This window comes from Mesorhizobium loti (assembly GCF_013170705.1).
Taxonomy (GTDB): Bacteria; Pseudomonadota; Alphaproteobacteria; order Rhizobiales; family Rhizobiaceae; genus Mesorhizobium; species Mesorhizobium loti_D.
On the sequence record NZ_CP033334.1, the window covers coordinates 1415584 to 1441917 of the forward strand.

Consider the following 26334-nt stretch of genomic DNA (forward strand, 5'->3'; position numbering starts at 1 on the left):
ATCAATGTTTCCGAGAAAGCTGCTTCGTCGCGGCTTCAAGCCCGGCCAGCGTCAGCGGGAACATGCGGCCGCCGAAGATGTCGCGGATCATCGCGATCGAATGGGTGTAGCCCCAGTTCTTCTGGTTCTCCGGATTGAGCCATACCGCGTTCGGCCATTGCTGCAGCAGGCGGCCGAGCCAGACGGCTCCGGCCTCCGGGTTCCAGTGCTCGACCGAACCGCCCGGGTGGGCGATTTCATAGGGGCTCATCGAGGCGTCGCCGACGACGATCACCTTGTAGTCCGGACCGTATTTGTGGAGCAGGTCCAAGGTCGAAATCACCTCGGCATGGCGGCGCCGGTTGTCCTTCCACACGCCTTCGTAGAGGCAGTTGTGGAAATAGAAATATTCGAGCTGGCGGAATTCGGCTCGTGCCGCCGAAAACAGCTCCTCCACGCTCTTGATATGGTCGTCCATCGAGCCGCCGACATCGAAGAACATCAGCAGTTTCACGGCATTGCGCCGCTCGGGCCGCGTCTGCACGTCGAGATAGCCGTGCTCGGCGGTGGCGTGGATGGTGCCGGGCAGGTCGAATTCCTCCTCGGCGCCCTCGCGCACCCAGCGGCGCAGCCGCTTCAGCGCGATCTTGATGTTGCGGGTGCCGAGTTCCACGGCATCGTCGAAATTCCGGAACTCGCGCTTGTCCCACACCTTCACGGCACGGCGGTTGCGGCTTTCGTGCTGGCCGATGCGCACGCCTTCGGGATTATAGCCGTAGGCGCCGAAAGGTGAGGTGCCGCCGGTGCCGATCCATTTCGAGCCGCCCTGGTGGCGGCCCTTCTGCTCCTCGAGCCTTTGCTTCAAGGTCTCCATCAACTTTTCGAAGCCGCCGAGCGCCTCGACCAGCTTTTTCTCTTCTTCGGTCAGGTGTTTTTCGGCGAGTCGGCGCAGCCATTCCTCGGGAATATTGGCGACGTCGACCGCATCCGGACCGCCCAGCGCCTCGATGCCCTTGAAGACATGCGCGAACACCTGGTCGAAGCGGTCGATATGGCGCTCGTCCTTCACCAGGGCGGCGCGGGCAAGGTAATAAAAACCCTCGACGTCATAGTCGACCAGCCCGGCTTCCAATCCTTCCAGCAGCGACAGATATTCCCGCAGCGAGACGGGAACACGCGCTGCCTTCAGTTCGAGGAAGAAGGGGATGAACATCTTCTATCTATAGCAGATCATACTCGATGAAGCCGGTGCGACGCGCGACATGGTCATAGAGCTTGCGCGCGGTGGTGTTGGTTTCGTGCGTCATCCAGTAGACATTCTTGACGCCGATTTTTTCCGCCGCGTCCTTCACCGCCTTGATAAGCGCCGCACCGATGCCCTTGCCGCGCACGTCCGGGTCGGCGAACAGGTCCTGCAGATAGCAGTTGTTTTTCTCCGACCAGCCTGAGCGGTGGTAGAGATAGTGGGTGAGGCCGACCGCCTTGCCGTCGAGCGTGGCGATAAAACCCTTCGGCTCGAATTCGCCTGCCGTGAACAGCCGCTTCCAGGTGACGGCGTAGAACTCTTCCGGCAGCTTGGTTTCGTAGAAGGTGAGGTAGTCGGTCCACAGGCGCTTCCAGTCGGCGTGGTCGGACTGCGCGAGCGGGCGGACGATAATCTCAGACATTTCATTCCTCCGAAGGGTTCTGGCCGAAGCTGCCTTCCTGTCCTGCCGGCAGCAACGGTCCACAGCAGGGAAAAGCGCTGTCGCGGCCTGCCTATTGCTGCCTTCTGGCCATGAAGGCCAGCCGCTCGAACAGATGGACGTCCTGTTCGTTCTTCAGCAGCGCGCCATGCAGTTTGGGCAGCGCGTTCTTGGGGTCGGCGCGCAAGTCCTCGGGCGCGATGTCGTCGGCGACCAGCAGGCGGATCCAGTCGAGCGCCTCGGAGGTCGAAGGCTTCTTCTTCAGCCCCGGTACCTCGCGGATCTCGTAGAACTGGGTGAGGGCCGCCCGCACCAGGTTCTGCTTGATGCCCGGATAGTGGACGTCGACAATCCTGTGCAGCGTGTCGACGTCGGGAAAGCGGATGTAATGGAAGAAGCAGCGGCGCAGGAAGGCGTCTGGCAGCTCCTTCTCGTTGTTGGAGGTGATGATGACGATGGGGCGGACGGCGGCGCGTATGGTCTCGCCGGTCTCGTAGACGAAGAACTCCATGCGATCGAGTTCCTGCAGAAGGTCGTTGGGGAATTCGATGTCGGCCTTGTCGATCTCGTCGATCAAAAGCACGACCTTCTTGCCGGCCGCGAACGCTTCCCACAGCTTGCCGCGCTTGATGTAGTTCTTGATGTCGTTGAACCTGGCATCGCCGAGCTGGCTGTCGCGCAGCCGCGACACGGCGTCGTACTCGTAAAGACCCTGCTGCGCCCGCGTCGTCGATTTGACGTGCCATTCGATGAGGTCGAGGCCGAGGGCTGATGCCACCTGGCGGGCAAGCTCGGTCTTGCCGGTGCCGGGCTCGCCCTTGACCAGCAGGGGCCGTTCCAGCGCGATCGCCGCGTTGACGGCCACCATCAGGTCCTTGTCGGCGACATAGGCCGCCGTGCCTTCGAAACGCATTTTTGCTCCTTCGTTCATTCCGGGCGACCGTAAGGAGGCGGCTCGGCCTGCGCAAGAGTGGGGCGGCGATGCGACGTCGCGAGCCCGGCACGGAAAGAGTGGCAGCTCTCTGGCGCTTAGGGGACCATCGGCCTATATTGGGTGTGACGGTCTGCGCTTCCCGGCAGGAGAACATTTTCCCCGGGGCCTTAACGATCCTTAGGGAGCTGTCCCTGGGAAGACCCGTGGGTTTTCTCACACGGCGCCCACCTACTTTGTAGGTTCCCGGGATCGCTCTCTCCACCGGTTGCGTGGATCGTCACTTCCCGCATGCGCCCATGCGTTCCGGTGGATGGTGCGGTAGAAAACGTCGCTCCTAAAACGCCATCCCTATCCGGCCTTTTCTATCGTCCGCGCATGACATCTCTCAAAGACCTGAAAAAACAGCTGCGGCGCGAAGCGCTTGGACGCCGCGACGCGCTCGATGAATTCTGGCGGGTCGAGGCAGCGCTCGAAATGGCCGAGACGGCGCGCGATCATCTCGCTATCGAGCCCGGCCAGATCGTATCCGGCTTCTGGCCGATGCGTTCGGAAGTCGACGTCAGGCCGTTGATGTTCGCCTTGCGCGAAAAGGGCGCGAGACTTTGCCTGCCGGCCATTCTCGACAAGACCACGATCGTCTTTCGCGAGCTGGTTCGCGGCGCGCCGATGGTGGACATGGGCTTCGGCACGGTTGGGCCCCATGAAGAGGCCGAGGTGCTTGATCCCGAAGTGATGCTTGTGCCACTCGCCGCGTTCGATGCGCGCGGCCACCGCATCGGCTATGGCGCCGGCTACTACGACCGCGCCATCGCGAAGCTCGTCGACAAGGGGCACACGCCCCGTCTGATCGGCATCGCCTTCGACTGCCAGGAAGTTCCGCAGGTTCCGGATGAGCCTCACGACGTCGTCATCCCGGAAATACTCACAGAGAACGGGTTGCGCCGCTTCGCGTCGAAATTGTAGATAATGGAGGCATGATCTTTTCGCGGACGTCATGCAGCTTTTGCTTCGCTGACTTTCGGTGCGGGATCATATGAGACTTCTCTTCCTCGGAGACATGGTTGGAAAAACGGGACGAACGGCGGTGTGGGAACAACTGCCTGGCCTGATCTCGGATTTCAAACTCGACTTCGTCATCGTCAATGGTGAGAACGCCGCCGGCGGTTTCGGCATCACCGAGGAGATCTTTCGCGAGACGATCGCGGCCGGCGCCGATGTCGTGACCACGGGCAACCATGTCTGGGACCAGCGCGACGCGCTCGCCTTCGCGCCGCGCGAAGAGCGCTTCCTGCGCCCCTCCAATTTTCCCAGGGGCACGCCGGGGCGCGGATCCGGCGTCTATATCGCCAGGAGCGGGGCCAGGGTCTTGGTCGCCAACATCATGGGCCGGGTGTTCATGCATCCGGAGCTCGACGATCCGTTCCAGGCTGGCGAGCGCGAGCTTGCCGCCTGTCCGCTCGGCGAGCAGGCCGATGCGGTGGTCATCGACTTCCACGCCGAAGCGACCTCGGAGAAGATGTGCTTCGCGCATTTCGTCGACGGCCGCGCCAGCCTCGTCGTCGGCACCCATACCCACCAGCCGACCGGCGACCATCAGATCCTCAACGGCGGCACGGGTTACATTTCCGACGCCGGCATGTGCGGCGATTATGATTCCTCGCTCGGCATGGACAAGGAGGAGCCGCTCAACCGGTTCCTGTCGAAAGTGCCGAAAGGCCGCTTCGAGGCTGCGACTGGACCTGCAACATTGTGCGGTGTCGGCGTGACTATTTCCGACCGCACGGGCCTGACAGAAAAGATCGCGCCGTTTCGTCGCGGGCCAAGACTTGAAGAAACGGCTCCGTCTTTCTGGTCGTGACATTGATATAGAGGTTTGTAGTACCTAACTGCCGGCGACACTGCTCTAGATCGTAGAGGGGACGACCTCCATGCAGCTCATTGAGTTCCTGGCGCCGCATTTTCACTTTGTATCCGATCCAACGGCCTGGGTCGCGTTGCTGACCTTGGTGGTGCTCGAGATCGTGCTCGGCATCGACAATCTGATCTTCATCTCGATCCTCACCAACAAGCTGCCGGAAGCGCAACGGGCCCGCGCCCGCCGGCTCGGCATATCGGCGGCACTGGTCATGCGGTTGGTGCTGCTGGCCACCATTTCGGTCATCGTCCAGCTGACGACGCCGGTGTTCACCGCATTCGACCATGGCTTCTCCTGGCGCGACCTTATCCTGATCGCCGGCGGCCTTTTCCTGGTGTGGAAGGCGACAAAGGAAATCCATCATACCGTCGACCCGGACGACCATCAGGACACGATGCTGGGCGAGACGCTCAAGATCTCGCTGGCCGGCGCCATCTTCCAGATCCTGCTGCTCGATCTGGTCTTCTCGATCGATTCCATCATCACCGCCGTCGGCATGACCGACGAGATCGCCATCATGTACATCGCGGTGATCGTGGCCGTCACCGTGATGATGCTGGCGGCGGGGCCGCTGGCCAATTTCATCGCCCGCAACCCCAGCATCGTCATGCTGGCGCTGGGCTTCCTGTTGATGATCGGCATGACGCTGATCGCCGATGGCATGGGCTACCATGTGCCGAAGGGCTACATCTACGCGGCGATGGGTTTCTCGGCGCTGGTCGAGGGGCTCAACATGCTGGCACGGCGGCGCAAGAAAGCGAAATCCGGCGACGGGCATTGAGGCCGGCGCGCCGGGACGGGCTAATGTCCCGGCGCACCCTTCGGATGACGGTCGCCGATCAGGCCCAGCGTCAGGCCCTGCTCCAGCCAGGCCTTGGCGCCAGCCAGCACCAGTGTGAAGCCGCCGGTCGAGCCGATCGCTTCTTTCACCTGTTCGTCGCCCGTGCCGGCAAAACCGAAGTTATGGACCTCCAGAAAGGTCGCCTCGTCAGGCATCGCGGTGAACGTCCAGACCACCGTGGTCGGCGGGTCGCTCCATGTCATGACGATTTTCTCGTCCCGGACGATCTCGCTGACATGGACTGTCGTCGAGACGCCATACATGCGCCATTCCCAGCGAACCTCCTTGCTGCTGTCCAGCCGGCCGCTGCCGTGGGTGAACCAGAATTTGGTGGTGATGGCCGGATCGACGATAGCCTCGAAGACTTCGGCGACCGGTCGCCGGATCAGCATGCCTGCTTCGGCCGTTGGCGTGTCATGAATGTCCATGGTGATTTCCTTTCAAGCTCGGTGCTCACCAGGCATCGGGTTCACGCACCATGTGAATAATGTTGGCGGGATTGGTGATCCAGCCACCACGGAAAGCCTCCCCCAACGGTTCGATGGCATCGCAACGCACGACGCCGGCTCCGGCGAGGTGCGCGGCGGCGGCGGCAAAATCGTCGGTGAAAAGTTCCAGCCACACCTCGGCCTGGCTCAGCATCGGCGCCTCGTCGATCCACAGCCTGATGGGGCCGAGCTCGAAGCCGATGGCGGGTGCCTTGGCGGTGAACGGCTTCAGGCCGATGACGTCGCGGTAAAAGGCGACCGTTGCCTCGAACTGATGAGGCGGCACTTTCATGGCGATGTTGATGCCGCCGGTTATCCCTGGGGTCATTGCTGGCTCCGTGTGTTCAGGTGCTGCCGGTCCCCTCGGCCCTAAGGCGGTTATGGCAGATTGATCTGCCAGGAGACGCCGAACCGGTCGTTCAGCCAGGCGAACCGGCGGCTGAATCCGTAATTGTCCGGCGGCATAAGGAATCCGCCATCCTTTGCCAGGACCTCGACAATGGCGTTCAATTCCTGCTCCGAGGAACAATCCACATACAGCGAAACCGAAGGCGTGAACGTGAAGGCGTGATGCACGGGGCTGTTGTAGACCGTGACCTCCAGGCCGGCGATGGAGACGCGCGCCAGTTTGAGCATTCCTTGCGGGCCGTCCTCGCCGGCTCCATAGCGCGTGACGTCAACGACGCTGCTGCCGGGAATGGTCTCGCAATAGAGGGTCATTGCCTCTTCGGCCTTGCCCTCGAACATCAGGAACGGTGTTACTCTGATCACCACGGGCCTCCTTCTTTGCCTGCTCAAACATTGGTCTCGTTGGCGGGTTCGCCCTTCATCTCGCTGCGGTAATAGCCGTCGCGCAGATTGATGCCGTATTCGACATAGGCCTTCATGCAGGCCAGCATCTGCGACCAGCCCTCGCAGTTGAGGTAGGATTTCTTCAGGCCGACCGCGCCTTCCCGCCAGCCGCTCTCGGCAATGGTGACGAAGGTGCCGCCATCATCCAGCGGTTCGAAATTCATCTCGATGCGGGTCTTGTAGGCCGGCTTGCCGTCGGCATCGGTGGCGTCCCAGCGCAGCACGATGCGGCTGTCCTTGACCACCTCGTCGACCTCGACCGGCACCTTGCCCCACCAGACGACGCCAATACCGGTTTCCAGCGGCGCGCTGGCGCCGCCGATGGTGGTGAAATAGCCGCTCAGCTTCTTCGGATTGACGACCGCGTCGAAGACTTCGGCGACCGGCCTGCCAATGCGTCCTGAAACCCGAAATCCAAGGGACATATCCACAGCTCCTTGCTTGATAGGTTCGAGGATATGTTATAGAAATATAACATGTCAAGCCGATCGCAAGACGACAATGTTTTCAAGGCGCTGGCGCATCCGCGCCGGCGCGAAATGCTGGATCAGCTGAAGGACGAGCCGAAGACCACCGGCATGCTGTGCGATGCTTTTCCCGACATCGACCGCTGCACCGTCATGCTGCATCTCAAGGTGCTGGAGGAGGCGGAGCTGATCGTGGCGCGCCGCGACGGTCGCGAACGCTGGAACCACCTCAATTCCCTGCCCATCAAGCAGATCCATGACCGCTGGATCAGTCAGTATGCCGGCCATGCGCTCAGTATCATCGACCGGCTGAAGTCCGATCTGGAGGCATAACGCGTTGCAAGAGATCGCCGCAACACGGCGCGCTGGACGAATTGAGCCGATTTATCTATAAGCCGGCCATTCCGACAGAGAACGCCGTGCTTCCGTGGGTTGCACCTGGGACGCTCTGAAATTTTGAATTCGAGCATTTTTGCGAAGGGCAAGGTGATCCACCTGGCTGCAGGATGCTCTAGCCGAGAAGACGACAGGGGTGCCATGGCTGGCCATTCGCAGTTCAAGAACATCATGCACCGCAAGGGCCGTCAGGACGCGGTGCGGTCGAAAATGTTTTCCAAGCTGGCGCGCGAAATAACCGTTGCTGCCAAGAGCGGCACGCCCGATCCATCGATGAATCCACGCCTGCGGCTGGCGATCCAGAACGCCAAGGCCGTGTCGATGCCGAAGGACAATATCCAGCGCGCCATCAACAAGGCCTCGATGGGCGATGCCGAGAACTACGAGGCTGTGCGCTATGAAGGCTATGGCCCAGGTGGCGTCGCCGTCATCGTCGAGGCCTTGACCGACAACCGCAACCGCTCGGCGTCGAATGTGCGGGCCGCCTTCACCAAGGCCGGCGGCGCGATGGGTGAAACCGGCTCGGTATCCTTCATGTGGGACCGTGTCGGCGAGATCTACTATCCGGCATCGGCCGGCAGCGCCGACAAGGTCATGGAAGCGGCGATCGAAGCCGGCGCCGACGATGTCGAGTCGGACGAGGAAGGCCACACGATCTATTGCGCCTTCGAGAATCTCGGCGAGGTGTCGAAGGCGCTGGAAACCGCGCTCGGCGAGGCTGAATCGGTGAAGCTGATCTGGCAGCCTCAGACCAATGTCCCGGTCGATGAGGAACGGGCACAGTCGCTGATGAAGCTGGTCGCCACGCTCGAGGACGACGACGACGTGCAAAGCGTCTACGCCAATTTCGAGGTCGACGACGAGACCTTGGCCAAGCTCAGCGCGGCGTGATCGGCGGGATATGAGCAGAGCTCAATCCGATATGAGCAGAGCTCAATCCGATATGAACGAGAAGCCGTTGCCCGCCATCCGCATCACCTATTGCACGCAGTGCCAGTGGCTGCTGCGCGCTGGCTGGATGGCACAGGAGCTGCTCTCCACCTTCGGCACCGACCTCGGCGAGGTGACGCTGGTGCCCGGCACCGGCGGGATCTTCACCGTCTCCTGCAACGACGTGCTGGTCTGGGACCGCAAGCGCGACGGCGGCTTTCCCGATGCGGCAAAGCTCAAGCAGCTGGTGCGCGACGTGATCGACCCGGATCGCGATCTCGGTCATTCCGATCGCAAGGGCCACACGTCAAAAGGGCACGCGCAAAAAGACCCCGCCTGAAGTCTTTTCGTTTCATCGACTGCCTTGTTTGACGCAATTCCCAAGGGAAAGCGCCGCGCGCTCTCCCGGGAAAACCGCCTACACTTTTCCTGGAATTGCTTTCTAGAGCAACGCGAAGATAAAGCAGGCCATCGCCACGATGGCGGTGATGGTGCGGACGTGGTTCCACATCACCCATTGGCTCAGATGGTTCGCCCACACGGCGGCGCCGTTGCTGGTGGCCGCGTCGACGGTGGCAAGCGCGTCGTTGAGCGGCACGTTGAAGACCATGGTCACGATCGGGTTGCCGATCAGGTAGATCACCGCGCCGGCAAGCAGCCAGTACGAGCCGGACTGGCTCCAGCCCATGATGGCGGCGGCGATAAGCACCAGACAGAGCAGGCCGGTACCGAAAAGCGCCGTCATGAAAGTCGGCGTGATCACCGTGACGTTGATCGAGTTCATCGCCGCGATGCCTTGTGGGACGGGCAGCCGGGCAAGCGCCGCCATGACGAAATTGGAGAAGGCGAAGAATACGCCGGCGACGAGGCCCGAGCTCATCGCGGCAATGATGGTGAGAGCGGGCAGAAGCTTGATCATCTCAGTTGCTCCAGATTTGGCTGGCGGCGGTTTCGCTTGCGTAGGCGGAAAAGTCTTTCGGCGCACGGCCAAGCACGCGCTGGACACCGTCGGTGAGCGACTCGTTGCGGCCGTCGAGCACCTGGGTGAACAGTTCATCGAGCAGCCAGACGAATTCGGGTGGCAGTCCATGCGAGGCGACGGCGTTCGTGAACTCGTCATGCGAAATCCTGACAAAGCGGATCTCGCGTCCCGCCGCCTTGGCAATTTCGGCGACCGCGTCGGCGAAGCTCAAAAGCCGCGGCCCCGTGAGCTCATAGAGCTGGCCGATATGACCGGGCTGGGTCAGCACCACTTCGGCGGCGTCGGCGATGTCGTCGACGTCTACAAAGGGTTCGCCGACAGGTCCGACCGGCAGTGCCACCTCGCCCGCCAGCAGCGGCTCGACAAGAAAGCCCTCGCTGAAATTCTGCGAGAACCAGGCGCAGCGCAGGATCGTCCAGTCGGCCCCGGAAGCCTTCAGCATCTCTTCGGCGCGCTGGGCTTCCGTTTCGCCGCGGCCCGACAACAGCACCAGCCGGCGGACGCCATGCCCCACGGCAAGGCGGGTGAAGGCACCGATCACTTCGGCAGCACCCGGCACGGCAATGTCGGGATAGTAGCTGATGTAGACCGCGCTGACGTCCTCGAGTGCAGGAGCCCAGCTTGCCGGAGCTTCCCAATCGAAGCGCGGCGTGCCGGAACGGGAGCCGATCCGTACCGGAATGCCCCGCGCCTTCAGCCGCTCGGCAAGACGGCGGCCGGTCTTGCCGGTGCCGCCGAGGATCAGGATTGGTTTGGTGTCGGTCATGGTGGTTTTCCTCCGTTTCAAAACATGAGTAATCCTCATATTTGCAAAACGTGATAAACCCTCGTATTTTGCGAGTCAAGCCATTCTCCGGCGATTGTGCCGAATGCGTTATTGGAGACAGTCCATGGAAGGCACGCCGGCCAACGAGCAGATCGCTTCGCCACGGCGGGCGCCAAGCCAGCAGCGCAGCCGCGAGCGGGTGGAACGCATGCTGGCCGCAGCCTCGGCGCTGATCACGGAGCAAGGCAGCGATGCCATGCGCATGGGCGAGGTGGCGGAGCGGGCAGGGGTGTCGATCGGCTCGCTCTACCAGTTCTTTCCCGACAAGCGGGCGATCATCTGGGCGCTGGCCGAGCGCTACACGGCCGAGAGCCAGGCCTGCATTTCAGCGGCACTCGCCAATGTAGACGATGCCGAAGGCCTGCGACGGGCTTTCTCCGAGCTGGTCGATATCTATTACGGGCTGTTCCTGGCCGAGCCGGTGATGCGCGACATCTGGTCGGGCACGCAAGCCGACAAGGCGCTGCGCCAGCTCGAACTCGCCGACAGCCGGGCCAATGCGGAGTTCCTTGTCGCGGTGTTGAAACGGCTACGTCCCGGCGCCGACCCTGTCGCCCTGGAAACCACGGCGTTTCTGGTTTGGCAAATGGGCGAGGCCGCGGTACGGCTGGCCATCTCCGTCGACCGACAGGAGGGCGACAGGCTGGTCACAGCCTACAAGCGCATGGCGCTGCGGGAATTGCTGGCTGAGTAGAGACGACTTTGGCGTTTCTGCCGCATCGGTAGCGAAACCGCCTGCGACTGCGTCCTTCTCCCCGCATAGTGACGGGGAGAAGAGAGCACTGGTCAACAAAAAACCCGCCACGAAGGCGGGTCTTTGATCTGCAAGGGCTTGTCCGGCTTAGAGGCCGAAACCTTCGAAGCGCTTCTTGAACTTCGACAAGCGGCCGCCGCGGTCGAGCAGGGTCTGCTGGCCGCCGGTCCAGGCCGGGTGGGTGGTCGGGTCGATATCGAGGTTCATCGTATCGCCTTCCTTGCCCCAGGTCGAACGGGTCGTGTATTCGGTGCCGTCGGTCATGACGACCTTGATGGTGTGGTAGTCGGGATGGATAGCGCTCTTCATGGCTCGGTTCCTGGCTTGCCGGCGCGGCTGACGGGCATAAGCCTGCGTCGATGCGCCTCTTTTTAAAACTCGAAGCCGCAGCTATTGAGGAGCCACGGCTTCTAAAACGGTCGGCGAGCCTATACATCAGGCGGAATTGAATCACAAGGCCGCGGCAAGCGCATATTGCGACGCCTAGAGCTGAAGCGGCTAGAGGAAACACCGAGATGGCGCAATCAAGCAGCGCAGACGAGCGCCGACGCTCGCTCAAGCCGCTCCGACGCCTGTTCCCCTATATCACGCAATATCGCACGCTGGTCGTCGGCGCCCTCATCTCGCTGGCCATCGCCGCGGCAACGACATTGGCGCTGCCGCTGGCCGTACGGCGCATGATCGACCACGGCTTCTCGTCCTCCAGCACCACCTTCATTGCTGAATACTTTGCCGCGCTGGTGGCGATGGCCGCCATGCTGGCGGCGGCATCGGCCTGCCGTTATTATTTCGTCATCACGCTGGGGGAACGCGTCGTCGCCGATATCAGGCGCGATGTCTTTGCCCATGTGACGACGCTGTCGCCTGCCTTTTTCGACACCGCGCAGTCGGGCGAGATCGTGTCGCGGCTCGCCGCCGATACCACGCAGGTCAAATCGGCGGTCGGCGCGACCGCCTCGGTCGCGCTGCGCAACGTCATCCTCGGCCTCGGCGCGGTGGGAATGATGGTCATCACCAGCCCAAAACTGTCCGGCCTGGTCATCGCAGCCATTCCCATCATCGTGCTGCCCCTGGTCGCCTTCGGCCGCTCGGTGCGGCGCAAGTCAAGGCAGGCGCAGGATACGCTTGCCGAGGCGACAGCCTACGCCAGCGAGCAGATCGGCGCGGTGCGCACGCTGCAGGCCTTCACCAATGAGAAACTGGTCACCGGGCGGTTTTCGGGCGCGGTGGAGGCTGCTTTCGAGGCTGCACGCGCCTCGATCTTCGCACGCTCCTTCCTCACCTTCTTTGCCATTTTCACCATCTTCTCGTCTGTCGTGGCAGTGCTGTGGTTCGGCTCGCGCGATGTGCTCGACGGCAATCTGTCGCCAGGCACGCTCGGCCAGTTCCTGCTCTATTCGGTGTTCGCCGCCGGTGCGCTCGGCGCGCTGTCGGAGGTCTGGGGCGAACTGGCTCAGGCTGCTGGCGCCGCCGAACGGCTGACCGAAATCCTCGCCGAGAAGCCGGCGATCCAGGCGCCGGCCGATCCAAAGCCGCTGCCGTCGATCGCCAAGGGCGCGATCGTCTTCGACGACGTCTCCTTCTCCTATCCGGCAAGGCCAGACCGCGCCGCCGTCCATGGCTTGAGTTTTCAGGTCATGCCCGGCGAGACGGTGGCCATCGTCGGTCCCTCCGGGGCCGGCAAGAGCACGGTGTTTTCGCTGATCCTGCGTTTCTACGATCCAGAGACCGGCAAGATCCTGATCGATGGCGTCGACGTGCGCGAAGCCGATCCGGTTTCGGTGCGCGAGCGCATCGCCATCGTGCCGCAGGACGTCACCATTTTCGCGGCGAGCGCGCGCGACAATATCGGCTTCGGCCGGCCGGGCGCCGGCAATGCCGAGATCGAGGCGGCCGCGAAGGACGCGCTGGCCGACGAATTCATCCTCAAGCTCGAAAATGGCTATGACAGCCAGGTCGGCGAGCGCGGCGTGACGCTGTCCGGCGGCCAGCGCCAGCGCGTGGCGATCGCCCGCGCCATCCTGCGCGACGCGCCGATCCTGCTGCTCGACGAAGCGACCTCGGCGCTCGACGCCGAAAGCGAGACGCTGGTGCAGACGGCGCTGGAGCGGCTGATGCAGGGCCGCACCACAATCGTCATCGCCCACCGGCTGGCAACGGTGCTGAAGGCCGACAGGATCCTCGTCATGGATGGCGGCCGAATCGTCGAGGAAGGCACGCATCAGAGCCTTGTCGCCAAGGGCGGCATCTATGCCAGGCTGGCCAAGCTGCAGTTCGAGACCGGCGCCAGCGCCTTCAGGGGTGCGGCGGAGTAGGCATTTCCGGCATGGCGGTCAGTTCGCCCGCATGATCGGAGCGTCTTGCAGCAACCGCCGGATACCACCAGTGATGGAAAAGCGAGGCGATCCCGCAAGACGTGGAAGCCCGGTGGCCGGACGGCGAATACCTCGTCGCCTTGCTGTTCGCCGGCGCTTGTCGCCAATCACCGAAACCGGATGGCGGTGGCGGATTTCATCCGCCGTAGCGCTGCTTCAAGTGATTGACGAAATACACGGCGTTGAGCCTTTCGCCGGTAGCGCGCTCGAGCAGGTCCGGTGTCGACCAGCGCGACCCCTGTGACCATATCTTATCGCGGCGCCAGTCGTTGATGGCGGCGAAATTCCCTTTCGCCAGGTCGTCATCGGCGGAGGGGTGTTCCCTGGTCAGCGCGGCCCATTGCTGCGCCGCCATCATCGCGCCCAGCGTGTAGGACGGGAAGTAGCCGAAGGCCGCGCCCGGCCAATGCACGTCCTGCATCGGCCCGTCGGCCGGATTGTCGATGGTGGAAAGGCCGAGATAGTCGCGCATCTTGGCGTCCCACGCTTCGGGAAGATCAGCCACCTCCAGCCTGCCCGAGACCAGCTCCTGCTCCAGTTCGTAGCGCAGGATGACATGCAGGGGATAGGTCACCTCGTCGGCGTCGACGCGGATCAGGCCGCGCTCGACGCGATGCACATGCGGTAGAAGGTCGTCGAGCGACCAGGCCTCGCCGAGATGCTTCTCCACCACCGGCAGCGCCCAGCGCCAGAAGGCGGGATTGCGGCCGATCTGCTTTTCGACGAAGAGGCTCTGGCTTTCGTGCACGGCCATGCCGCGCGCCTTGCCCAGCGGCCAATGCGACCATGCTTTCGGCAGGTTCTGTTCATAGAGCGCATGGCCGGTCTCGTGCAGCACACCCATCAGCGCCGACAGGAAATCGGACGTCTTGTAGCGGGTGGTGATGCGCACGTCGCTGGGCACGCCGCCGCAGAAGGGATGGTGCGACACCGACAGCGAGCCGTGCGTCAGGTCGAAACCGACCGCAGCCATCATGGCAAGGCCGAGTTCGCGCTGCTTGTCGATCGCATAGGTACCCGAAAGCGGCTTCAGCGGATGCTTGCGCAGCCGCGCCTCCTGGATTGCCAGTGCCTCCGGTACGAATCCCTTGAGGAAGGCTTTCAGGTCGGCGAAGACAGGGGTGATGTCCGCGGTGCGGTTGCCGGGGTCGAATTGCTCCATCAGCGCATCGTAGGGGGCGAGGCCGAGCACGTCGGAGCGCAGAGCCGCCTCTTCGCGCACCAGCGCCACGACACCCTCGAGCGCAGGCTGGAAGCCCGCCCAATCGTTCTTGGCGCGCAGGTCGCGCCATAGCTGCTCGCAACGCATGCGCGCCGTCGTCTGGCGTTCGACGAATTCGACAGGCAGGCAGGTCAGGTTGGTATACTGCCGCCGCAGTTCGCCGAGCGCCGCGCGCTGCTCGTCGTCGAGCGCCTCGCCTTCCGCGGCGGCGATCCAGTCCGATATCTCCGGTGCGGTCGCCCTGGTGTGGTACATGCCGGCCAGCGCCGCCATTGCCTCCGCACGCTTCTCACCGCCGCCGACGGCCATATGTGTCGCTTCGTCGGCGCCGAGGATGGCCAGCGCATGCTCAAGCGCTTCGAGCTTGTGGCCGAGGTCGTCGAGTTTCTGAAAGGACATGGCGGATTCCGTGATTGAGGACGGCGCGAAAAGACACCAACGCAAAAGCGTTGGCAACCCTCGGAGCGGTTCAGCGTTTCACGGAAACGGCACCCTGCACCGACTCATTGCTTTGATGCAATTCCCCGGGGAAAGCGCTGCGCGCCTTTGCTGGAATTGCTCTGGATACCGTCCGGCGGATGGCACCTTGCGCAGGCGATGCCACACATGAAATGCTGCGGCAACGCGTGCAGGGGGAGCAAAATGATCGGCGACATCCTGGTCGGGCTGGTGGCCTTGATCCATGTTTACATCGTCTATCTCGAGATGGTGCTTTGGGACACGCCGCGTGGGCACAAGACATTCCGCCTGACGCCCGAATTCGCGCAGGCCTCGAAGGTGCTCGCCGCCAATCAGGGCCTCTACAACGGATTTCTTGCCGCCGGCCTGATCTGGGGGCTTTACCTCGGCGCTGCCGGTTTTCAGGTCAAGGTCTTCTTCCTGTTGTGCGTGGCCATTGCCGGCCTCTATGGCGCGGCGACGGTCGGCCGCAAGATCCTGTTCATCCAGACCGTGCCGGCGGTGGTCGCCCTGGTCGCGCTCTGGCTTGGTTGGTAGGCGGGCTGGGCCGGTGAGGAAAAAGGACGCCCGCGGGATCGGGGTCCCGAAGGCGCCAGGAGGTCGCTTCCTCGTGGACCGTTCCAGAGGCCTCAGCCGTTCGGATAGGTTCCGCCGTCGGAACCATCGCCCATGAGGAAGCCGCTGCCGGTGTCGACCCTGAGCCGCTGGTCGACATTGTCGAGCCGGCGCAGCAGCTCATGATATTGCGCGGCCGGTATCCTGCCGTGATCCGACGCGGCTATCTTCTCGGCTGCCTGGTTGATGCGGACGGTACGCATTTCCAGGCGCTCCGCCACGGCCGGGGTGATGTTGTTGGCCTGCCTGGCGTCGACAATGCCCTGGCGGACACCCTGAACCTGTTGCATGAGAGCCTCGACACGCGGGCCGGTCATGTCTGTCGGATCCGTCGCGTCGAGAGTGCCCTTGTGATGGCCCGCGGCGTAGGCGCCGGCGAGCGGAATGGCGATAAAGAATGCGGTCAGTGCCGCAGTTCTGAGCGTGGGGTTAAAAGAGCGCATCGTCGCGTCTCCTCCAGAAGAGGAAAGGCAGCGGTTCCTTCGTCTGCCTTCCAGCCACGGGCCGTCGGGTTCCGTCGCGTCGCGATGGGAGGCATCGCCGGCGGTTCTCGGCCCTGGGCGGCAGGCTAGGAGCGCTCCGGCGCGAAGTGGAATTAAAAAAAGATAATCTTTTCAGGCCTTGCCGACACCGGTCTGCGCCCTAAAGTTGAGCCGTCGAACAAATTCGCGTGACATCGCGTGATGATGGTTCAACGTTCGGTGAGCTTCAGTTCAATGCGGCGGTTCTTGTTGCGCGCCTCGTCGGTATCGGCAGGGTCGAGCGGCTGGAACTCGCCAAAGCCGGCGGCGACCAGCCGGTTGGCCGGCACGCCGTTCTCGATCAGGAACTTGACCACCGAAGTCGAACGCGCCGTCGACAGCTCCCAATTGTCGCGGTAGCGGCCGGTGCCCGAGAGCGGCTTGTTGTCGGTGTGGCCATCGACACGCAGCACCCAGTTGATCTCCGGCGGAATCTCCTTCTGCAACTCGATGATGGCGTCGGCGAGCTTTTTCATCTCGACCTTGCCCGCATCGTTGATGACCTCGGAGCCGGTCGGGAACAGCACTTCCGACTGGAAGACAAAACGGTCGCCGACAATGCGGATGTTCTCGCGGTCGGCGAGGATCTCGCGCAGACGTCCGAAGAAGTCGGAGCGGTAGCGGTTCAATTCCTGCACGCGCTGCGCCAGGGCGACGTTGAGGCGGCGGCCGAGATCGGCGATCTTGGTATTGGAATCGCGGTCGCGGGCCTCCGAAACGTTGAGCGCGTCCTCGAGTGCTCCGATCTGCTTGCGAAGCGCGGCGATCTGCTGGTTGAGTATCTCGACCTGGCTCAGTGCCTGCTGGCTGATCTGGCGCTGGTTGTCGAGTTCGCCGCCCAGTTCCGCGGCACGCTGGTTGGCCGCGTCGCCGGCACCGGCACCTTGCGCCAGCAATTGCTCGAGGCGGCTCTTTTCCGCCTCCGCCGCCGACAGCGACGCCTGCAGGTTGGCGAGCGAATCCTCCTTGTCCTGTGCCGTCGAGCGCTCCAGCGCCAGAAGCTGGGTCAGTTCGTTGATCTGCGAGTTGAGACGATTGAGCACCGTGTCCTTGCCGGAGATTTCGCGGCCGAGCAGGAACTGCGCCAACACGAAAACGGTGAGCAGGAACATGATGGCGAGCAGCAGCGTCGACAAAGCGTCGACAAAGCCCGGCCAGTAGTCGATGCGGCGATCGGTACGCCGGCCCCTGGCAAGCGCCATGTCAGTGCACCCCGGGCTTCTTCAGGGCGTCGGCGATCTTTTCCAGCGTGTTGCGCATCGCCTTCTGTTCATCGGACTGGGCCTCGACCCAGTCGCGCATGATCTGCTGCTCGGAGCGCATGTTCTTGACCAGGCCGGAAATGCCGTCGGCGAGATTGGCCATGGCGGTGGCGACACGAGGATTGGAGCCGCCGCCATTCTCCTGCATGCTGCGTAGCCGCTCCGACAACAGGCGGATTTCGTCCGACGGTTCGGACTTGGCCGGATCGGAGACGACGATGTCGGAAGAGAGATCCGTGACCGAGGACAGCCAGTTCTCAAGCTCGGTGTAGAAGCGTGTCTGGGCGCGGCCCGCCTGCAAATCGAGGAAGCCAAGCACCAGCGAACCGGACAGGCCGAACAGCGAGGATGAGAAGGCCGTGCCCATGCCGGCCAACGGCGCCGACAGGCCCTGCTTCAGGGAATCGAGCACCGCGGCTGCATCACCCGTGCCGGGATCGAGCGATTCGATGGTCTCGCGAATCGAGCCGATCGTGTTCAACAAGCCCCAGAAGGTGCCGAGCAGGCCGAGGAACACCAGGAGGCCGACCAGGTAGCGCGAGGTGTCGCGGCTTTCGTCGAGGCGCGTGGCGATGGAATCCAGCATTGTGCGCATGGAAGAGGTCGAGAAGGCCATGGTCGAGGAACGGCCGATCATGGCTTTCATCGGGGCCAGCAGCACCGGTTCGGTGGTTTCCGAGCCGGCGCGGAAGGAGTTGACCCAGCGCACCTCGCGAAACAGCCGCCCGACCTGGACGAAAGCGAGCAGGATGCCGACCACCAGCACGCCGATGATCAGGCCGTTGAGGCCGGGATTGGTGACGAAAGCCGTCGAGATCTGGCGGGTCAGGATGGCGGCAATGAAGGCGACGATGGCCAGGAAGATGACCATGGTCAGCAGGAACACCTGCGGACTCGATAGTTTATGCGGATCGTAGATCAGTACGTCGGAGCGCCTGCCCATGCCGAAGGATCTGAGAAAAGCCATCCGTGCCCCGTTTCCGATGCTCTATTTGCCTTTACGCAATTCCGAACGGGAAACCGCTCACACTTTCCCTGGAATTGCTCCAGCGCCGCCGATCACGTAGTTGGCGACTCTAAACGGAATTGTGACCAAATTGAATGGCGCTTGGCAATAATGCCGCGAGCGGATCAGAAGCGGTTTATCACCAGGCAGTCGACCATGGCCGCCAGATGCAGGCCAGCGCCAGTGACGACGAAGCCGTGCCACAGCGCGTTGTGGAAACGCAGCCCCTTCCAGGCGAAGAAAATGACACCGCTGGAATAGACGACGCCACCGGCGACGATGAGCACGATCGAGGTCGTCGGCAGTGTCGCGACGAGCGGCTTGACCAGGACAATGCCGCTCCAGCCGATGGCTAGATAGAAGACGATCGCCAGCCGGTCGAAACGGCCGGGAAAGAACACCTTGATGACGATGCCTGTCGCCGCCGCGATCCAGACCAGCGCGATCATCCAGCGGGCCAGCGGCGAGCCGTCGAGCTGGGCCAGAAAAGGCGTGTAGGTGGCGGCGATGAGAAGATAGATCGCGGCGTGATCGAAGCGCCGCAGAACCCATTTGGCCGGTGACGATACCGGCCACAGATTGTAGGCCAGCGACACCGAGAGCACGGTGAGCAGCGAAACGACATAGAAGGCGGCGGCGACGTATTCGCCGGGTCCGACCCGAAACGCCGCCAGCGCCAGCAGCGCCGAGCCGGCCGCGATCGCCAGCACGATGCCGACAGCATGGACAATGCCGTCGGCGATCATCTCCGCGCGGGAGTAGTGCCAGCGCCCGACAAAGGGGATTTCGAGTTGCGGCGGTGTGTCTGCCATCGATCGTCCTGCGTCACCCCATATCTGGGCAACCACCGGACAGTATTTCAAGCTTTGGTGGCGGTTTTGCGACTGCGGCCGTTCAGCGCTGCGGAAGGCTTCAGCGAGGTGCGAGGGGCTTCTTCACCGTCTTCAGCAGCGCACGCTGGATGACCTCGTTGCCGGCGACGACGGAGCCGTTGTCCAGCATGTCCTGCCCGCCATCCATGTCCGAGACGAAACCGCCGGCTTCCCGGATCAGCAGCAGCCCGGCGGCGATGTCCCAGGCCGACAGGCCGATTTCCCAGAAACCGTCCATGCGGCCGGCGGCCACATAGGCAAGATCGAGCGAGGCCGAGCCAAGGCGCCTGATGCCGGAAACCTCGGCCATGACGTGGCGCAACTCGATCAGGAAATTACCGTGCTGGCCGCGTCCCAGATGCGGCACGCCGCAACCGATGACGGCGTCGACGAGCTTGGTGCGGCCGGCGACGCGCAGGCGGCGGTCATTCAGGAAGGCGCCGCCGCCGCGCTCGGTCGTATAGAGCTCGTCCATGGCCGGATTGTAGATCACGCCGGCGACGATCTGGCCCTGGCGCTCCAGCGCGATCGAGACGGCGAAAAGCGGGATGCCGTGCAGGAAATTGGTGGTGCCGTCGAGCGGATCGACGATCCAGCGGTGCTGGCTGTCGTCGCCTTCCACCACGCCGCGCTCTTCCATCAGGAAGCCGTAGCCCGGGCGCGCCTTCGACAATTCGGCGAAGACGATGTCCTCGGCCTTGCGGTCGGCCTGGCTGACATAGTCGCCCGGACCCTTCAGCGAGACCTGCAGGTTCTGGACCTCGCCGAAGTCGCGCGACAGCGAGCGGCCGGCCTTCATTGCGGCCTGGACCATGACGTTGAGAAGGGCTGAGCGTGCCATATCGTTGAAACTCCAAAAGCCCGGGCGGATCACTCAAATTGGATCGCGGCCCTGCTTCATCTGCTTGTCTTTGTGCGCATGATCTTGTCCGAAAAGTCTGCAACTTTTCGGGACCATGCTCTAGTCGGCGCGGCGCACGTAAGTGATTTCGTTGGTATCGACGATGATGCGTTCGCCGGCACCGATGAAGGGCGGCACCAACACGCGAATGCCGTTCTCCAGGACCGCTGGCTTGTACGAGGATGCCGCCGTCTGGCCCTTCACCACCGGATCAGCCTCGGTGATGGTCAGGGTCACATAGTCGGGCAGCGAGATGCCGATCGGCCTTTCCTCATAAAGCTGGACCGTCACCATCATGCCGTCCTGCAGGAAGGCGGCGCGGTCGCCGACGAAATCCTTGTTCAGTTCGAGCTGTTCGTAGCTCTGGGTGTCCATGAACACCAGCGCGTCGTCCTGCTCGTAGAGGAAGGAAAAATCCTTCAGGTCGAGCCGGATCTGTTCGACCGTCTCAGCCGAGCGGAAGCGCTCGTTGAGCTTGGTGCCGTTGATCAGGTTCTTCAGTTCGACCTGGTTGTAGGCGCCGCCCTTGCCGGGCTTGACGGTGTTGGTCCTGACCGCCACCCACAGGCCGCCATCGTGCTCGATGACGTAGCCGGGACGGATTTCGTTGCCATTGATCTTGGCCATGATGATGGGATCCGGAATGAGATTTTCGCCGGGACAAGCGATTTAGGGGCTCCCAAGACCACAAATCGTCCGGAGAGGCAAGGGACGCCGGATCGACCGCAGCCGGTCAGCCGGTATCAGGCCTCGATCCTGATGGCTTCGCCGACGGTCCTTGCAATGGCTTCCACGACCTTCGCCAGCCGGTTGAGATGTGGCGAGCGCAGCGCCACGACCTGCAATGAAAGGTCGACACCCTCGAGATCGACACGCGCGAGGCCGTCGGGAAGTCCTCGCGCCGCGAGCCGCAACGGCATGAGGCCGAGGCCGTGCCCCCGACGGACCCATTCCATCTGCATCGCCGGATCCTGAATTTCCGCCGCGACGATAAGACGATGCCGTTCGCCGCCCAAGCCGGAGAGGAGCGTCTGACGCGCGTCGCAAGGCTCGGGGCTGAGAACCCAAGGCGTGGGGCCCCGGGCGTCCGTGAGATGGGCGCCGGCCTGGGCTATGATGCAGAGACGTTCGGTGCCGAGCACTTCCGAGCCTTGATGACCGGCAGGCCGCAGAACGATCGCCATGTCGAGTTGACCGCGTTCGAACTGCTCGATGAGCTCCGCGCTCCAGCCGGTCTTGAGCCGCAACGATATTCTTGGAAACGGCACGGCCGCGCCGGCGACGGCGCCCGCAACGCTTGCATCGGACAAACCGTGCGCCAGACCGACACGCAGCACGCCCTGCGGCTCAGCGTCGGCGGCCGAGGATTTCAGCGCTTCCACCGAAGCCAGTATGTCTTTCGCGCGTGTCAGCACCTCCAATCCCGCCGCGGTCAGGCGCGGCGGCTTTTGCCGGCGATCGAGAAGTGTCGTTCCGAGCATGTCCTCCAGTCGCTGCATCTGGCGCGTGACGGCAGGCTGCGTCAGCGGCAGGCGCCGCGCCACTTTCTGGATCGAACCTTCCTCCGCGAAGAGGACGAGCGTGCGCAATTCCTCCAGCATTCCGTCAATGCTCCGAATGCATAATCATTCTGACTATTATGAATTTGAAATCATGGTTCCTGCAAGCGATTTTCCCTTCGACGGATTTGCAAAGGGAATGGAAGACCATGAAGGCAATCGAATTGCAGGCTCCCGGTGGCATCGACAATCTCAGAATGGTCGAGCGGCCGAAGCCTGAACCGGGCCGCCAGGAGATGATCATCAAGGTCAAGGCAACCGCGCTCAACTACCGTGACGTGGAGATCGCCCGTGGCAGCTACCACACCGCCTTTGCGCTCCCGCTGATACCGCTTTCGGACGGAGTGGGCGAAGTGGTCGCGGTTGGCGCCGAAGTGACCCGCTTCAAGGTCGGCGACCGCGTCTGCGGCACGTTCTGGCAGCGCTGGGTCGGCGGCAGTTTCGCCATGGCCGAGCCTGCCTATCAGCGTGGCGGCCCCATCGATGGTCTGCTCAGCGAGTTCGCGCGGCTGGACGAACAGGCGGCCGTGCCCGCGCCACCACATCTCAGCGATATCGAAGCGGCGACATTGCCTTGCGCCGCGGTCACGGCCTGGCATGCATTGTTCACCGAAGGGCGGTTGAAGCCGGGCGAGACCGTGCTCAGCCTGGGCACTGGTGGTGTCTCGCTGTTTGCGGTGCAGTTCGCCGCGGCGGCCGGCGCACGCGTCATCGTCACCTCAAGCAGCGACGGCAAGCTCGCCCGGGCGAAGGCGCTCGGCGCGCATGACGGCGTCAATTACCGCCGCGATCCGGACTGGGCGACGGCGGTCTTGACGCTGACCGGCGGACGAGGTGCCGACCACATCATCGAAGTCGGCGGGCCGCAAAGTTTCGACCAATCGCTGAAGGCCGCGGCGCGCGGCGCCCAGATCAATGTCATCGGCTATCTCGGCGGCAGCGACGGGGCGATCAATCCGCTGGACATCTTCCGACGCCAGGTCAGGGCGCGTGGCATACCTGTCGGTTCGCGCGAAACCTTCGAGGCAATGAACCGGGCACTTCTCGTGAACGGGCTGCGGCCGGTCATCGATCGGGTCTTTCCCTGGATGGAGGCGGCAGAGGCCTTCCGGCACCTCGAGCACGGGTCGCCTTTCGGCAAGGTCGTCCTGGATCACACGCAATGACCGGATGAGCTGGCCTCAGGGAAGGCGGTTCGCCTTCTGCAGGGCCTGCTTGGTCTGGTCGTCGCTCAGCCCTTGCAGGAAGTCGTCCATGTCGGGGTCGATGAGACCGGCACGGCGGGCGACGATGTACCAGGCGCCGGCGAGCACGAGGTCCGGGTCGGTGCCGATGCCTTGCATATAGAGTTTCGCCAGGCGGTTCTGGGCGGCGACATTGCCGCCCTCGGCAGCCTGCTTCGTCCAGCCGAAAGCCGATTTCAGGTCACGGGCGCCCCCGCGACCCTCGATCATCCAGGCGGCGAGATCGATCTGCGCGGTGTCATAGTTCTGCCGTGCGGCCTGCGCCAGGAAGCGCCTTGCCTGCGCATCGTCGCGCGGCTTGCCGCCAACGCCGTTGGCGTAGATCTGGGACATGGCGTACTGCGCGTCGGGGAGGCCGGTCGCGGCGGCGCGCTCATAATAGGAGACCGCTTTGGTCAGGCCGGCGTCGCCGGGATCCTGCTGGACCAGCATCTGCGCGAAATTGAACTGCGCCAGCTGGTTGCCGGCTTCGGCCGCGGCCTGCATCAGGGCATAGGCCTCTTTCGTGTCCTTCTTGACGTAACGGCCGTCGAGCAGCATCAGCGCGTACTGGAACTGTGATTCCGGCACGCCCTGTTCGGCGGCGGCGGCGTACCATTTGGCCGCCTCCGCTGTGTTGAGCGGCACGCCCAGCCCGCGCGACAGGATCTCGGCCACCAATGTCTGCGCCGCCGGGTCGCCATTTTTCGCGCGGACCAGCGCAAGGTTGTAGGCCGTCTTGTAGAGCCCGCGCTGGAAGGCGCCGTAGGCCGCGTCCGCCGGCTTGGCCCCGAAGCGGTCGGGATTGATGCTGTCGGCCGAGGGCAGCGGCGCCGGCTCCGCCGTGGTGGCGGGTTGCGGCAGCTGCTTTTCGATCGGCTTGTCGGTGTGCACGCCGGTTTCGGGCTTGGGCTGCGTCAAGGGAATCGTTTCGGCGGCGGCGGCCTGGATCATGACCGCTGCAAGCAAGGCCTGAAGGGGAAGCCTCACCGGAGCCACATCAGTCCTCGAAGCGCGGCGCGGTTTCGTCGAGCAGCGCATTGGCCCAGCTTATTGCCGCTTGCGGATCGACGCCATCGGCGAACACCGCGCTCGACAGCGCGACGAATTCGGCACCGGTGGCGGCCACTTCCTCGACAGAAGCCAGATCGGATCCGGCCATGACGATGCAGGGGATCTGGATCATTTGCGCCCACCACTCGCCCAGCGAGAGATTGCGCGGATGCGGCTCCGGCTTGTTGTCGTAGCCGAAGCGGCCGAAGAAGATGTAATCCGGCCTGACCTCACCGAGTTCCAGTGCGTCGTCCCGCTTCTTGGCGCCGCCGGCGCCGACCATCATCTTCGCCTGGAAATGTTCGATCGTTTCGGCGAGTTCGGCCTTGGACGCCTCGACATGGATGCCGTCGGCCTGGACACGGCCCGCGATGCGGGTGTCGCCGGCGATGATCACGGCCACGCCCGCGGCCTGGGCCGTCGGCACGATCTGCTCGGCAAAAGCCTGGAAGGAGGCCTCGTCCATGCCGTTCTCGGGCAGGATCAGCGAGGCGACGTCGCCGCCGTCGAATGCGGCGGCGATGCGGGCGGCCGGCACGCCGGGCGGCGCGATCAGCACGATGCGGCAACGATTTGGGGGTGTGGCGTCGTTCATGGTTCTTCGATCCCGGGTTTCGCCTATGCCGGGCGAAGATGGTTGGATTGCGGCATAGAGCAAACTGCCCGCTTTGAACAGGCGGGCAGCCGGGATGGCGATTTTTGCCGGCGGGGAGCCAGCGGGCGGACCCTACTCGATCGGCTGGGGGCTCGTGACGCGCGGTTTCGGCTTCCACAAAGACCAGCCGAGATTCATGCCGGCCGCGGCGATCAGGATGGCTGCGGCACCGACGACCTGGCTCGGATGCAGCCGGTGGCCGAAGGCGATGACGTCGACCAGGATTGCGACGACCGGATAGATGAAGGACAGCGAGCCCTGCAGATGCGTCGGCAGCTTCTGGATGGCGCCGTACATCAATATGTACATCAGGCCGGTGTGGACGATGCCCAGCGTCGCCAGCATGGCCCAGCTCCACGGGTCGGTGAGAGGATGCGAAAGATTGGCGAAGGGGGCCAGCATGACGACGCCGACGCAGACCTGGATCAGCGCGATCAGATGCGGCGGCGTGCCCTTGAGCTTCTTGGTGACGATGGCCGCGACGGCCCAGAAGAAGGCCGCGGCCAGTGCCATCAGGATGCCAGCAAAATAGTTGGTGCCGACATCGCCGGCGTCAGGGGCGGCTTCGACGATCAGCACCATGCCGACGAAGGCTATTGTCAGCCAGGTCAGCTTGGCCAGCGTCAGCCGTTCGGCGAAGAAGAGCGCGCCGAACCCGACCAGCATGAAGGGCTGGGTGTTGTAGACGGCGGTGGCGATCGAGATCGAGGCGCGCGAGAAGGCGCCGAACAGAAGCAGCCAGTTGACGACGATGGCCGCGCCGCCAAGCGCGGCCAGGCCGATGATGCGCAGGGGCGGCCTGTCGCGCAGCAAGCCGAGCGAAGTGCAGATGACAAGCAGGGTCGCCGCGCCGAACGCGCAGCGCCAGAACACGACGTCCATGATCGGCTGGCCGGACATGATGACGAACCATCCGATCGTGCCCAGGATCGCCATTGCGGCCGACATTTCGACCGTGCCGCGTACCATATCGTTCATGATAGACCTCTGAGCCCGTTGAGGCGTCATAATCTCATGCGAGGTGCCAGCTTTCCATCTTGGAGAAAAGGTCGTATCCAGAGATGGCCTAATTATATTAGGCTGCTGCCGCGAATCTGTGAGAAATCTGAAATGCTGGACGATCTCGACCGAAACCTCCTCGAAATCCTGGTGCGCGATGCACGGACCTCGCTGAAGGACCTGGCTGCCCAGGTCGGGCTGTCGTCGCCGAGCGTTTCGGAGCGGCTACGGCGGCTCGAGGAGCGCGGCGTCATCCGGGCGTTCACCGTCGAGATCGATCCTCTGGCGCTCGGCTATACGCTGCAGGCGATCGTGCGCATCAAGCCTTTGCCGGGCAAGCTGCACATCGTCCAGAAATTGATCGAGGAGATCGCCGAGTTTGGCGAATGCGACAAGGTGACGGGTGACGACTGTTTCGTCGCCCGTCTGTTCGTGCGCTCCATCGGCGAGCTCGACGGCATTCTCGACCGCATTGCCGACAAGGCCGAGACAAGCACCGCCATCATCAAGGCGCAGCCGATCCGGCGGCGGCCGCCACCGCTCGGGGTACCGGCCTGATCGTC

The 26334-nt window shown here is 63.4% G+C and carries 32 protein-coding genes and 1 other RNA gene; 12 read left to right on the top strand and 21 right to left on the bottom strand.

The genetic code is table 11. The annotated features are described in order from the left end of the window. Position 1: 1 nt before the first annotated feature. From EB815_RS06830 to EB815_RS06840, 3 genes are all read right to left on the bottom strand, one after another. Positions 2-1192, bottom strand: coding sequence for a vWA domain-containing protein (locus EB815_RS06830; protein ID WP_056575322.1), 1191 nt, complete (start codon positions 1190-1192; stop codon positions 2-4). A gap of 7 nt (positions 1193-1199) precedes the next feature. Next, positions 1200-1646: a GNAT family N-acetyltransferase gene (locus tag EB815_RS06835; protein ID WP_056575325.1), complete on the bottom strand. Its 447-nt coding sequence runs from the start codon at positions 1644-1646 to the stop codon at positions 1200-1202. 91 nt (positions 1647-1737) lie between these two features. Beyond that, the gene (locus EB815_RS06840) at positions 1738-2577 is read right to left on the bottom strand and encodes an AAA family ATPase (RefSeq protein ID WP_056575328.1); all 840 of its coding nucleotides are present in this window, start codon (positions 2575-2577) and stop codon (positions 1738-1740) included. Positions 2578-2722: 145 nt separating this feature from the next. On the opposite strand from EB815_RS06840, the gene ssrS reads away from it, so the two are divergent. The 4 genes from ssrS to EB815_RS06860 all read left to right on the top strand — a co-directional run bounded on the left by ssrS (position 2723) and on the right by EB815_RS06860 (position 5294). After that, a non-coding RNA gene (gene ssrS / locus EB815_RS06845) (6S RNA) lies at positions 2723-2878 on the top strand. Between the two features lie 95 nt (positions 2879-2973). Further along, positions 2974-3561, top strand: a complete 588-nt coding sequence (locus EB815_RS06850; protein WP_056575331.1) for a 5-formyltetrahydrofolate cyclo-ligase — start codon at positions 2974-2976, stop codon at positions 3559-3561. Between the two features lie 70 nt (positions 3562-3631). Next, on the top strand, positions 3632-4456 hold the full coding sequence (locus EB815_RS06855) for a TIGR00282 family metallophosphoesterase (RefSeq protein WP_056575335.1): 825 nt from the start codon (positions 3632-3634) through the stop codon (positions 4454-4456). Between the two features lie 70 nt (positions 4457-4526). Then, complete coding sequence (locus EB815_RS06860; protein ID WP_056575337.1) at positions 4527-5294, top strand: TerC family protein; 768 nt, start codon at positions 4527-4529, stop codon at positions 5292-5294. Positions 5295-5314: 20 nt separating this feature from the next. On the opposite strand, the gene EB815_RS06865 is transcribed toward EB815_RS06860, so the two are convergent. Genes EB815_RS06865 through EB815_RS06880 form a run of 4 tightly spaced genes read right to left on the bottom strand, consistent with a single transcriptional unit; the run spans position 5315 to position 7119 of the window. Continuing rightward, the gene (locus EB815_RS06865) at positions 5315-5782 is read right to left on the bottom strand and encodes an SRPBCC family protein (RefSeq protein WP_056575340.1); all 468 of its coding nucleotides are present in this window, start codon (positions 5780-5782) and stop codon (positions 5315-5317) included. A gap of 25 nt (positions 5783-5807) precedes the next feature. Then, positions 5808-6170, bottom strand: coding sequence for a hypothetical protein (locus EB815_RS06870; RefSeq protein ID WP_056575343.1), 363 nt, complete (start codon positions 6168-6170; stop codon positions 5808-5810). A 50-nt stretch (positions 6171-6220) separates the two neighbouring features. Further along, complete coding sequence (locus EB815_RS06875) at positions 6221-6613, bottom strand: VOC family protein (RefSeq protein ID WP_081295069.1); 393 nt, start codon at positions 6611-6613, stop codon at positions 6221-6223. 23 nt (positions 6614-6636) lie between these two features. Continuing rightward, positions 6637-7119 (bottom strand): SRPBCC domain-containing protein, encoded by a 483-nt coding sequence (locus EB815_RS06880; protein ID WP_056575349.1) that lies wholly within the window; start codon positions 7117-7119, stop codon positions 6637-6639. A gap of 51 nt (positions 7120-7170) precedes the next feature. Here EB815_RS06880 and EB815_RS06885 point away from each other — a divergent pair, with 51 nt between their 5' ends. From EB815_RS06885 to EB815_RS06895, 3 genes are all read left to right on the top strand, one after another. Beyond that, positions 7171-7494: an ArsR/SmtB family transcription factor gene (locus EB815_RS06885; RefSeq protein WP_056575352.1), complete on the top strand. Its 324-nt coding sequence runs from the start codon at positions 7171-7173 to the stop codon at positions 7492-7494. Positions 7495-7698: 204 nt separating this feature from the next. Next, positions 7699-8448, top strand: a complete 750-nt coding sequence (locus EB815_RS06890) for a YebC/PmpR family DNA-binding transcriptional regulator (RefSeq protein ID WP_056575355.1) — start codon at positions 7699-7701, stop codon at positions 8446-8448. Between the two features lie 31 nt (positions 8449-8479). Further along, the gene (locus EB815_RS06895; RefSeq protein ID WP_056575358.1) at positions 8480-8827 is read left to right on the top strand and encodes a SelT/SelW/SelH family protein; all 348 of its coding nucleotides are present in this window, start codon (positions 8480-8482) and stop codon (positions 8825-8827) included. 102 nt (positions 8828-8929) lie between these two features. Here the strand turns inward: EB815_RS06895 and EB815_RS06900 are convergent, their stop codons facing one another. Continuing rightward, positions 8930-9406: a DUF1772 domain-containing protein gene (locus EB815_RS06900; RefSeq protein WP_056575361.1), complete on the bottom strand. Its 477-nt coding sequence runs from the start codon at positions 9404-9406 to the stop codon at positions 8930-8932. A gap of 1 nt (position 9407) precedes the next feature. After that, positions 9408-10235, bottom strand: coding sequence for an NAD(P)H-binding protein (locus tag EB815_RS06905; RefSeq protein WP_056575364.1), 828 nt, complete (start codon positions 10233-10235; stop codon positions 9408-9410). A gap of 124 nt (positions 10236-10359) precedes the next feature. Between EB815_RS06905 and EB815_RS06910 the strand changes: the two genes are divergently transcribed. Further along, entirely contained in the window at positions 10360-10989 is a 630-nt protein-coding gene (locus tag EB815_RS06910) for a TetR/AcrR family transcriptional regulator (RefSeq protein ID WP_056575367.1), read from the top strand. A gap of 147 nt (positions 10990-11136) precedes the next feature. On the opposite strand, the gene rpmE is transcribed toward EB815_RS06910, so the two are convergent. After that, a complete protein-coding gene (gene rpmE / locus EB815_RS06915; protein WP_010912060.1) occupies positions 11137-11358 on the bottom strand; it encodes a 50S ribosomal protein L31 in 222 nt (73 codons plus the stop codon). A gap of 206 nt (positions 11359-11564) precedes the next feature. On the opposite strand from rpmE, the gene EB815_RS06920 reads away from it, so the two are divergent. Further along, positions 11565-13364, top strand: coding sequence for an ABC transporter transmembrane domain-containing protein (locus EB815_RS06920; protein WP_056575370.1), 1800 nt, complete (start codon positions 11565-11567; stop codon positions 13362-13364). 196 nt (positions 13365-13560) lie between these two features. Here the strand turns inward: EB815_RS06920 and EB815_RS06925 are convergent, their stop codons facing one another. Beyond that, entirely contained in the window at positions 13561-15045 is a 1485-nt protein-coding gene (locus EB815_RS06925; protein ID WP_056575374.1) for a carboxypeptidase M32, read from the bottom strand. Positions 15046-15288: 243 nt separating this feature from the next. Here EB815_RS06925 and EB815_RS06930 point away from each other — a divergent pair, with 243 nt between their 5' ends. Then, entirely contained in the window at positions 15289-15642 is a 354-nt protein-coding gene (locus EB815_RS06930; RefSeq protein ID WP_056575376.1) for a DUF1304 domain-containing protein, read from the top strand. Between the two features lie 92 nt (positions 15643-15734). Here EB815_RS06930 and EB815_RS06935 read toward each other — a convergent pair whose 3' ends face one another. The 7 genes from EB815_RS06935 to EB815_RS06965 form a co-directional block, all read right to left on the bottom strand. Then, positions 15735-16163, bottom strand: a complete 429-nt coding sequence (locus tag EB815_RS06935; protein ID WP_056575379.1) for a hypothetical protein — start codon at positions 16161-16163, stop codon at positions 15735-15737. A 248-nt stretch (positions 16164-16411) separates the two neighbouring features. Beyond that, positions 16412-17443 (bottom strand): peptidoglycan -binding protein, encoded by a 1032-nt coding sequence (locus EB815_RS06940; RefSeq protein WP_056575382.1) that lies wholly within the window; start codon positions 17441-17443, stop codon positions 16412-16414. Position 17444: 1 nt separating this feature from the next. Continuing rightward, the gene (locus EB815_RS06945; RefSeq protein WP_056575385.1) at positions 17445-18470 is read right to left on the bottom strand and encodes a MotA/TolQ/ExbB proton channel family protein; all 1026 of its coding nucleotides are present in this window, start codon (positions 18468-18470) and stop codon (positions 17445-17447) included. Between the two features lie 164 nt (positions 18471-18634). Next, a complete protein-coding gene (gene trhA / locus EB815_RS06950) occupies positions 18635-19321 on the bottom strand; it encodes a PAQR family membrane homeostasis protein TrhA (protein ID WP_056575389.1) in 687 nt (228 codons plus the stop codon). Between the two features lie 100 nt (positions 19322-19421). Then, complete coding sequence (locus EB815_RS06955) at positions 19422-20222, bottom strand: inositol monophosphatase family protein (protein ID WP_056575392.1); 801 nt, start codon at positions 20220-20222, stop codon at positions 19422-19424. Positions 20223-20342: 120 nt separating this feature from the next. Then, positions 20343-20909 carry an elongation factor P gene (efp, locus tag EB815_RS06960; RefSeq protein WP_019861758.1) on the bottom strand — a complete coding sequence of 189 codons (567 nt, stop codon included), beginning with the start codon at positions 20907-20909 and terminating at the stop codon, positions 20343-20345. A 116-nt stretch (positions 20910-21025) separates the two neighbouring features. Then, on the bottom strand, positions 21026-21883 hold the full coding sequence (locus EB815_RS06965) for a LysR family transcriptional regulator (RefSeq protein WP_056575396.1): 858 nt from the start codon (positions 21881-21883) through the stop codon (positions 21026-21028). A gap of 107 nt (positions 21884-21990) precedes the next feature. On the opposite strand from EB815_RS06965, the gene EB815_RS06970 reads away from it, so the two are divergent. Beyond that, on the top strand, positions 21991-23007 hold the full coding sequence (locus EB815_RS06970) for a zinc-dependent alcohol dehydrogenase family protein (protein ID WP_056576464.1): 1017 nt from the start codon (positions 21991-21993) through the stop codon (positions 23005-23007). A 15-nt stretch (positions 23008-23022) separates the two neighbouring features. Here the strand turns inward: EB815_RS06970 and EB815_RS06975 are convergent, their stop codons facing one another. The 3 genes from EB815_RS06975 to EB815_RS06985 all read right to left on the bottom strand — a co-directional run bounded on the left by EB815_RS06975 (position 23023) and on the right by EB815_RS06985 (position 25750). Beyond that, positions 23023-24063, bottom strand: coding sequence for a tetratricopeptide repeat protein (locus EB815_RS06975; RefSeq protein ID WP_056575399.1), 1041 nt, complete (start codon positions 24061-24063; stop codon positions 23023-23025). Position 24064: 1 nt separating this feature from the next. Further along, a complete protein-coding gene (locus EB815_RS06980) occupies positions 24065-24712 on the bottom strand; it encodes a thiamine phosphate synthase (RefSeq protein WP_056575404.1) in 648 nt (215 codons plus the stop codon). Between the two features lie 132 nt (positions 24713-24844). Beyond that, entirely contained in the window at positions 24845-25750 is a 906-nt protein-coding gene (locus EB815_RS06985; RefSeq protein ID WP_056575407.1) for a DMT family transporter, read from the bottom strand. A 132-nt stretch (positions 25751-25882) separates the two neighbouring features. Between EB815_RS06985 and EB815_RS06990 the strand changes: the two genes are divergently transcribed. After that, on the top strand, positions 25883-26329 hold the full coding sequence (locus tag EB815_RS06990) for an Lrp/AsnC family transcriptional regulator (protein ID WP_056575409.1): 447 nt from the start codon (positions 25883-25885) through the stop codon (positions 26327-26329). Positions 26330-26334: the final 5 nt, after the last annotated feature.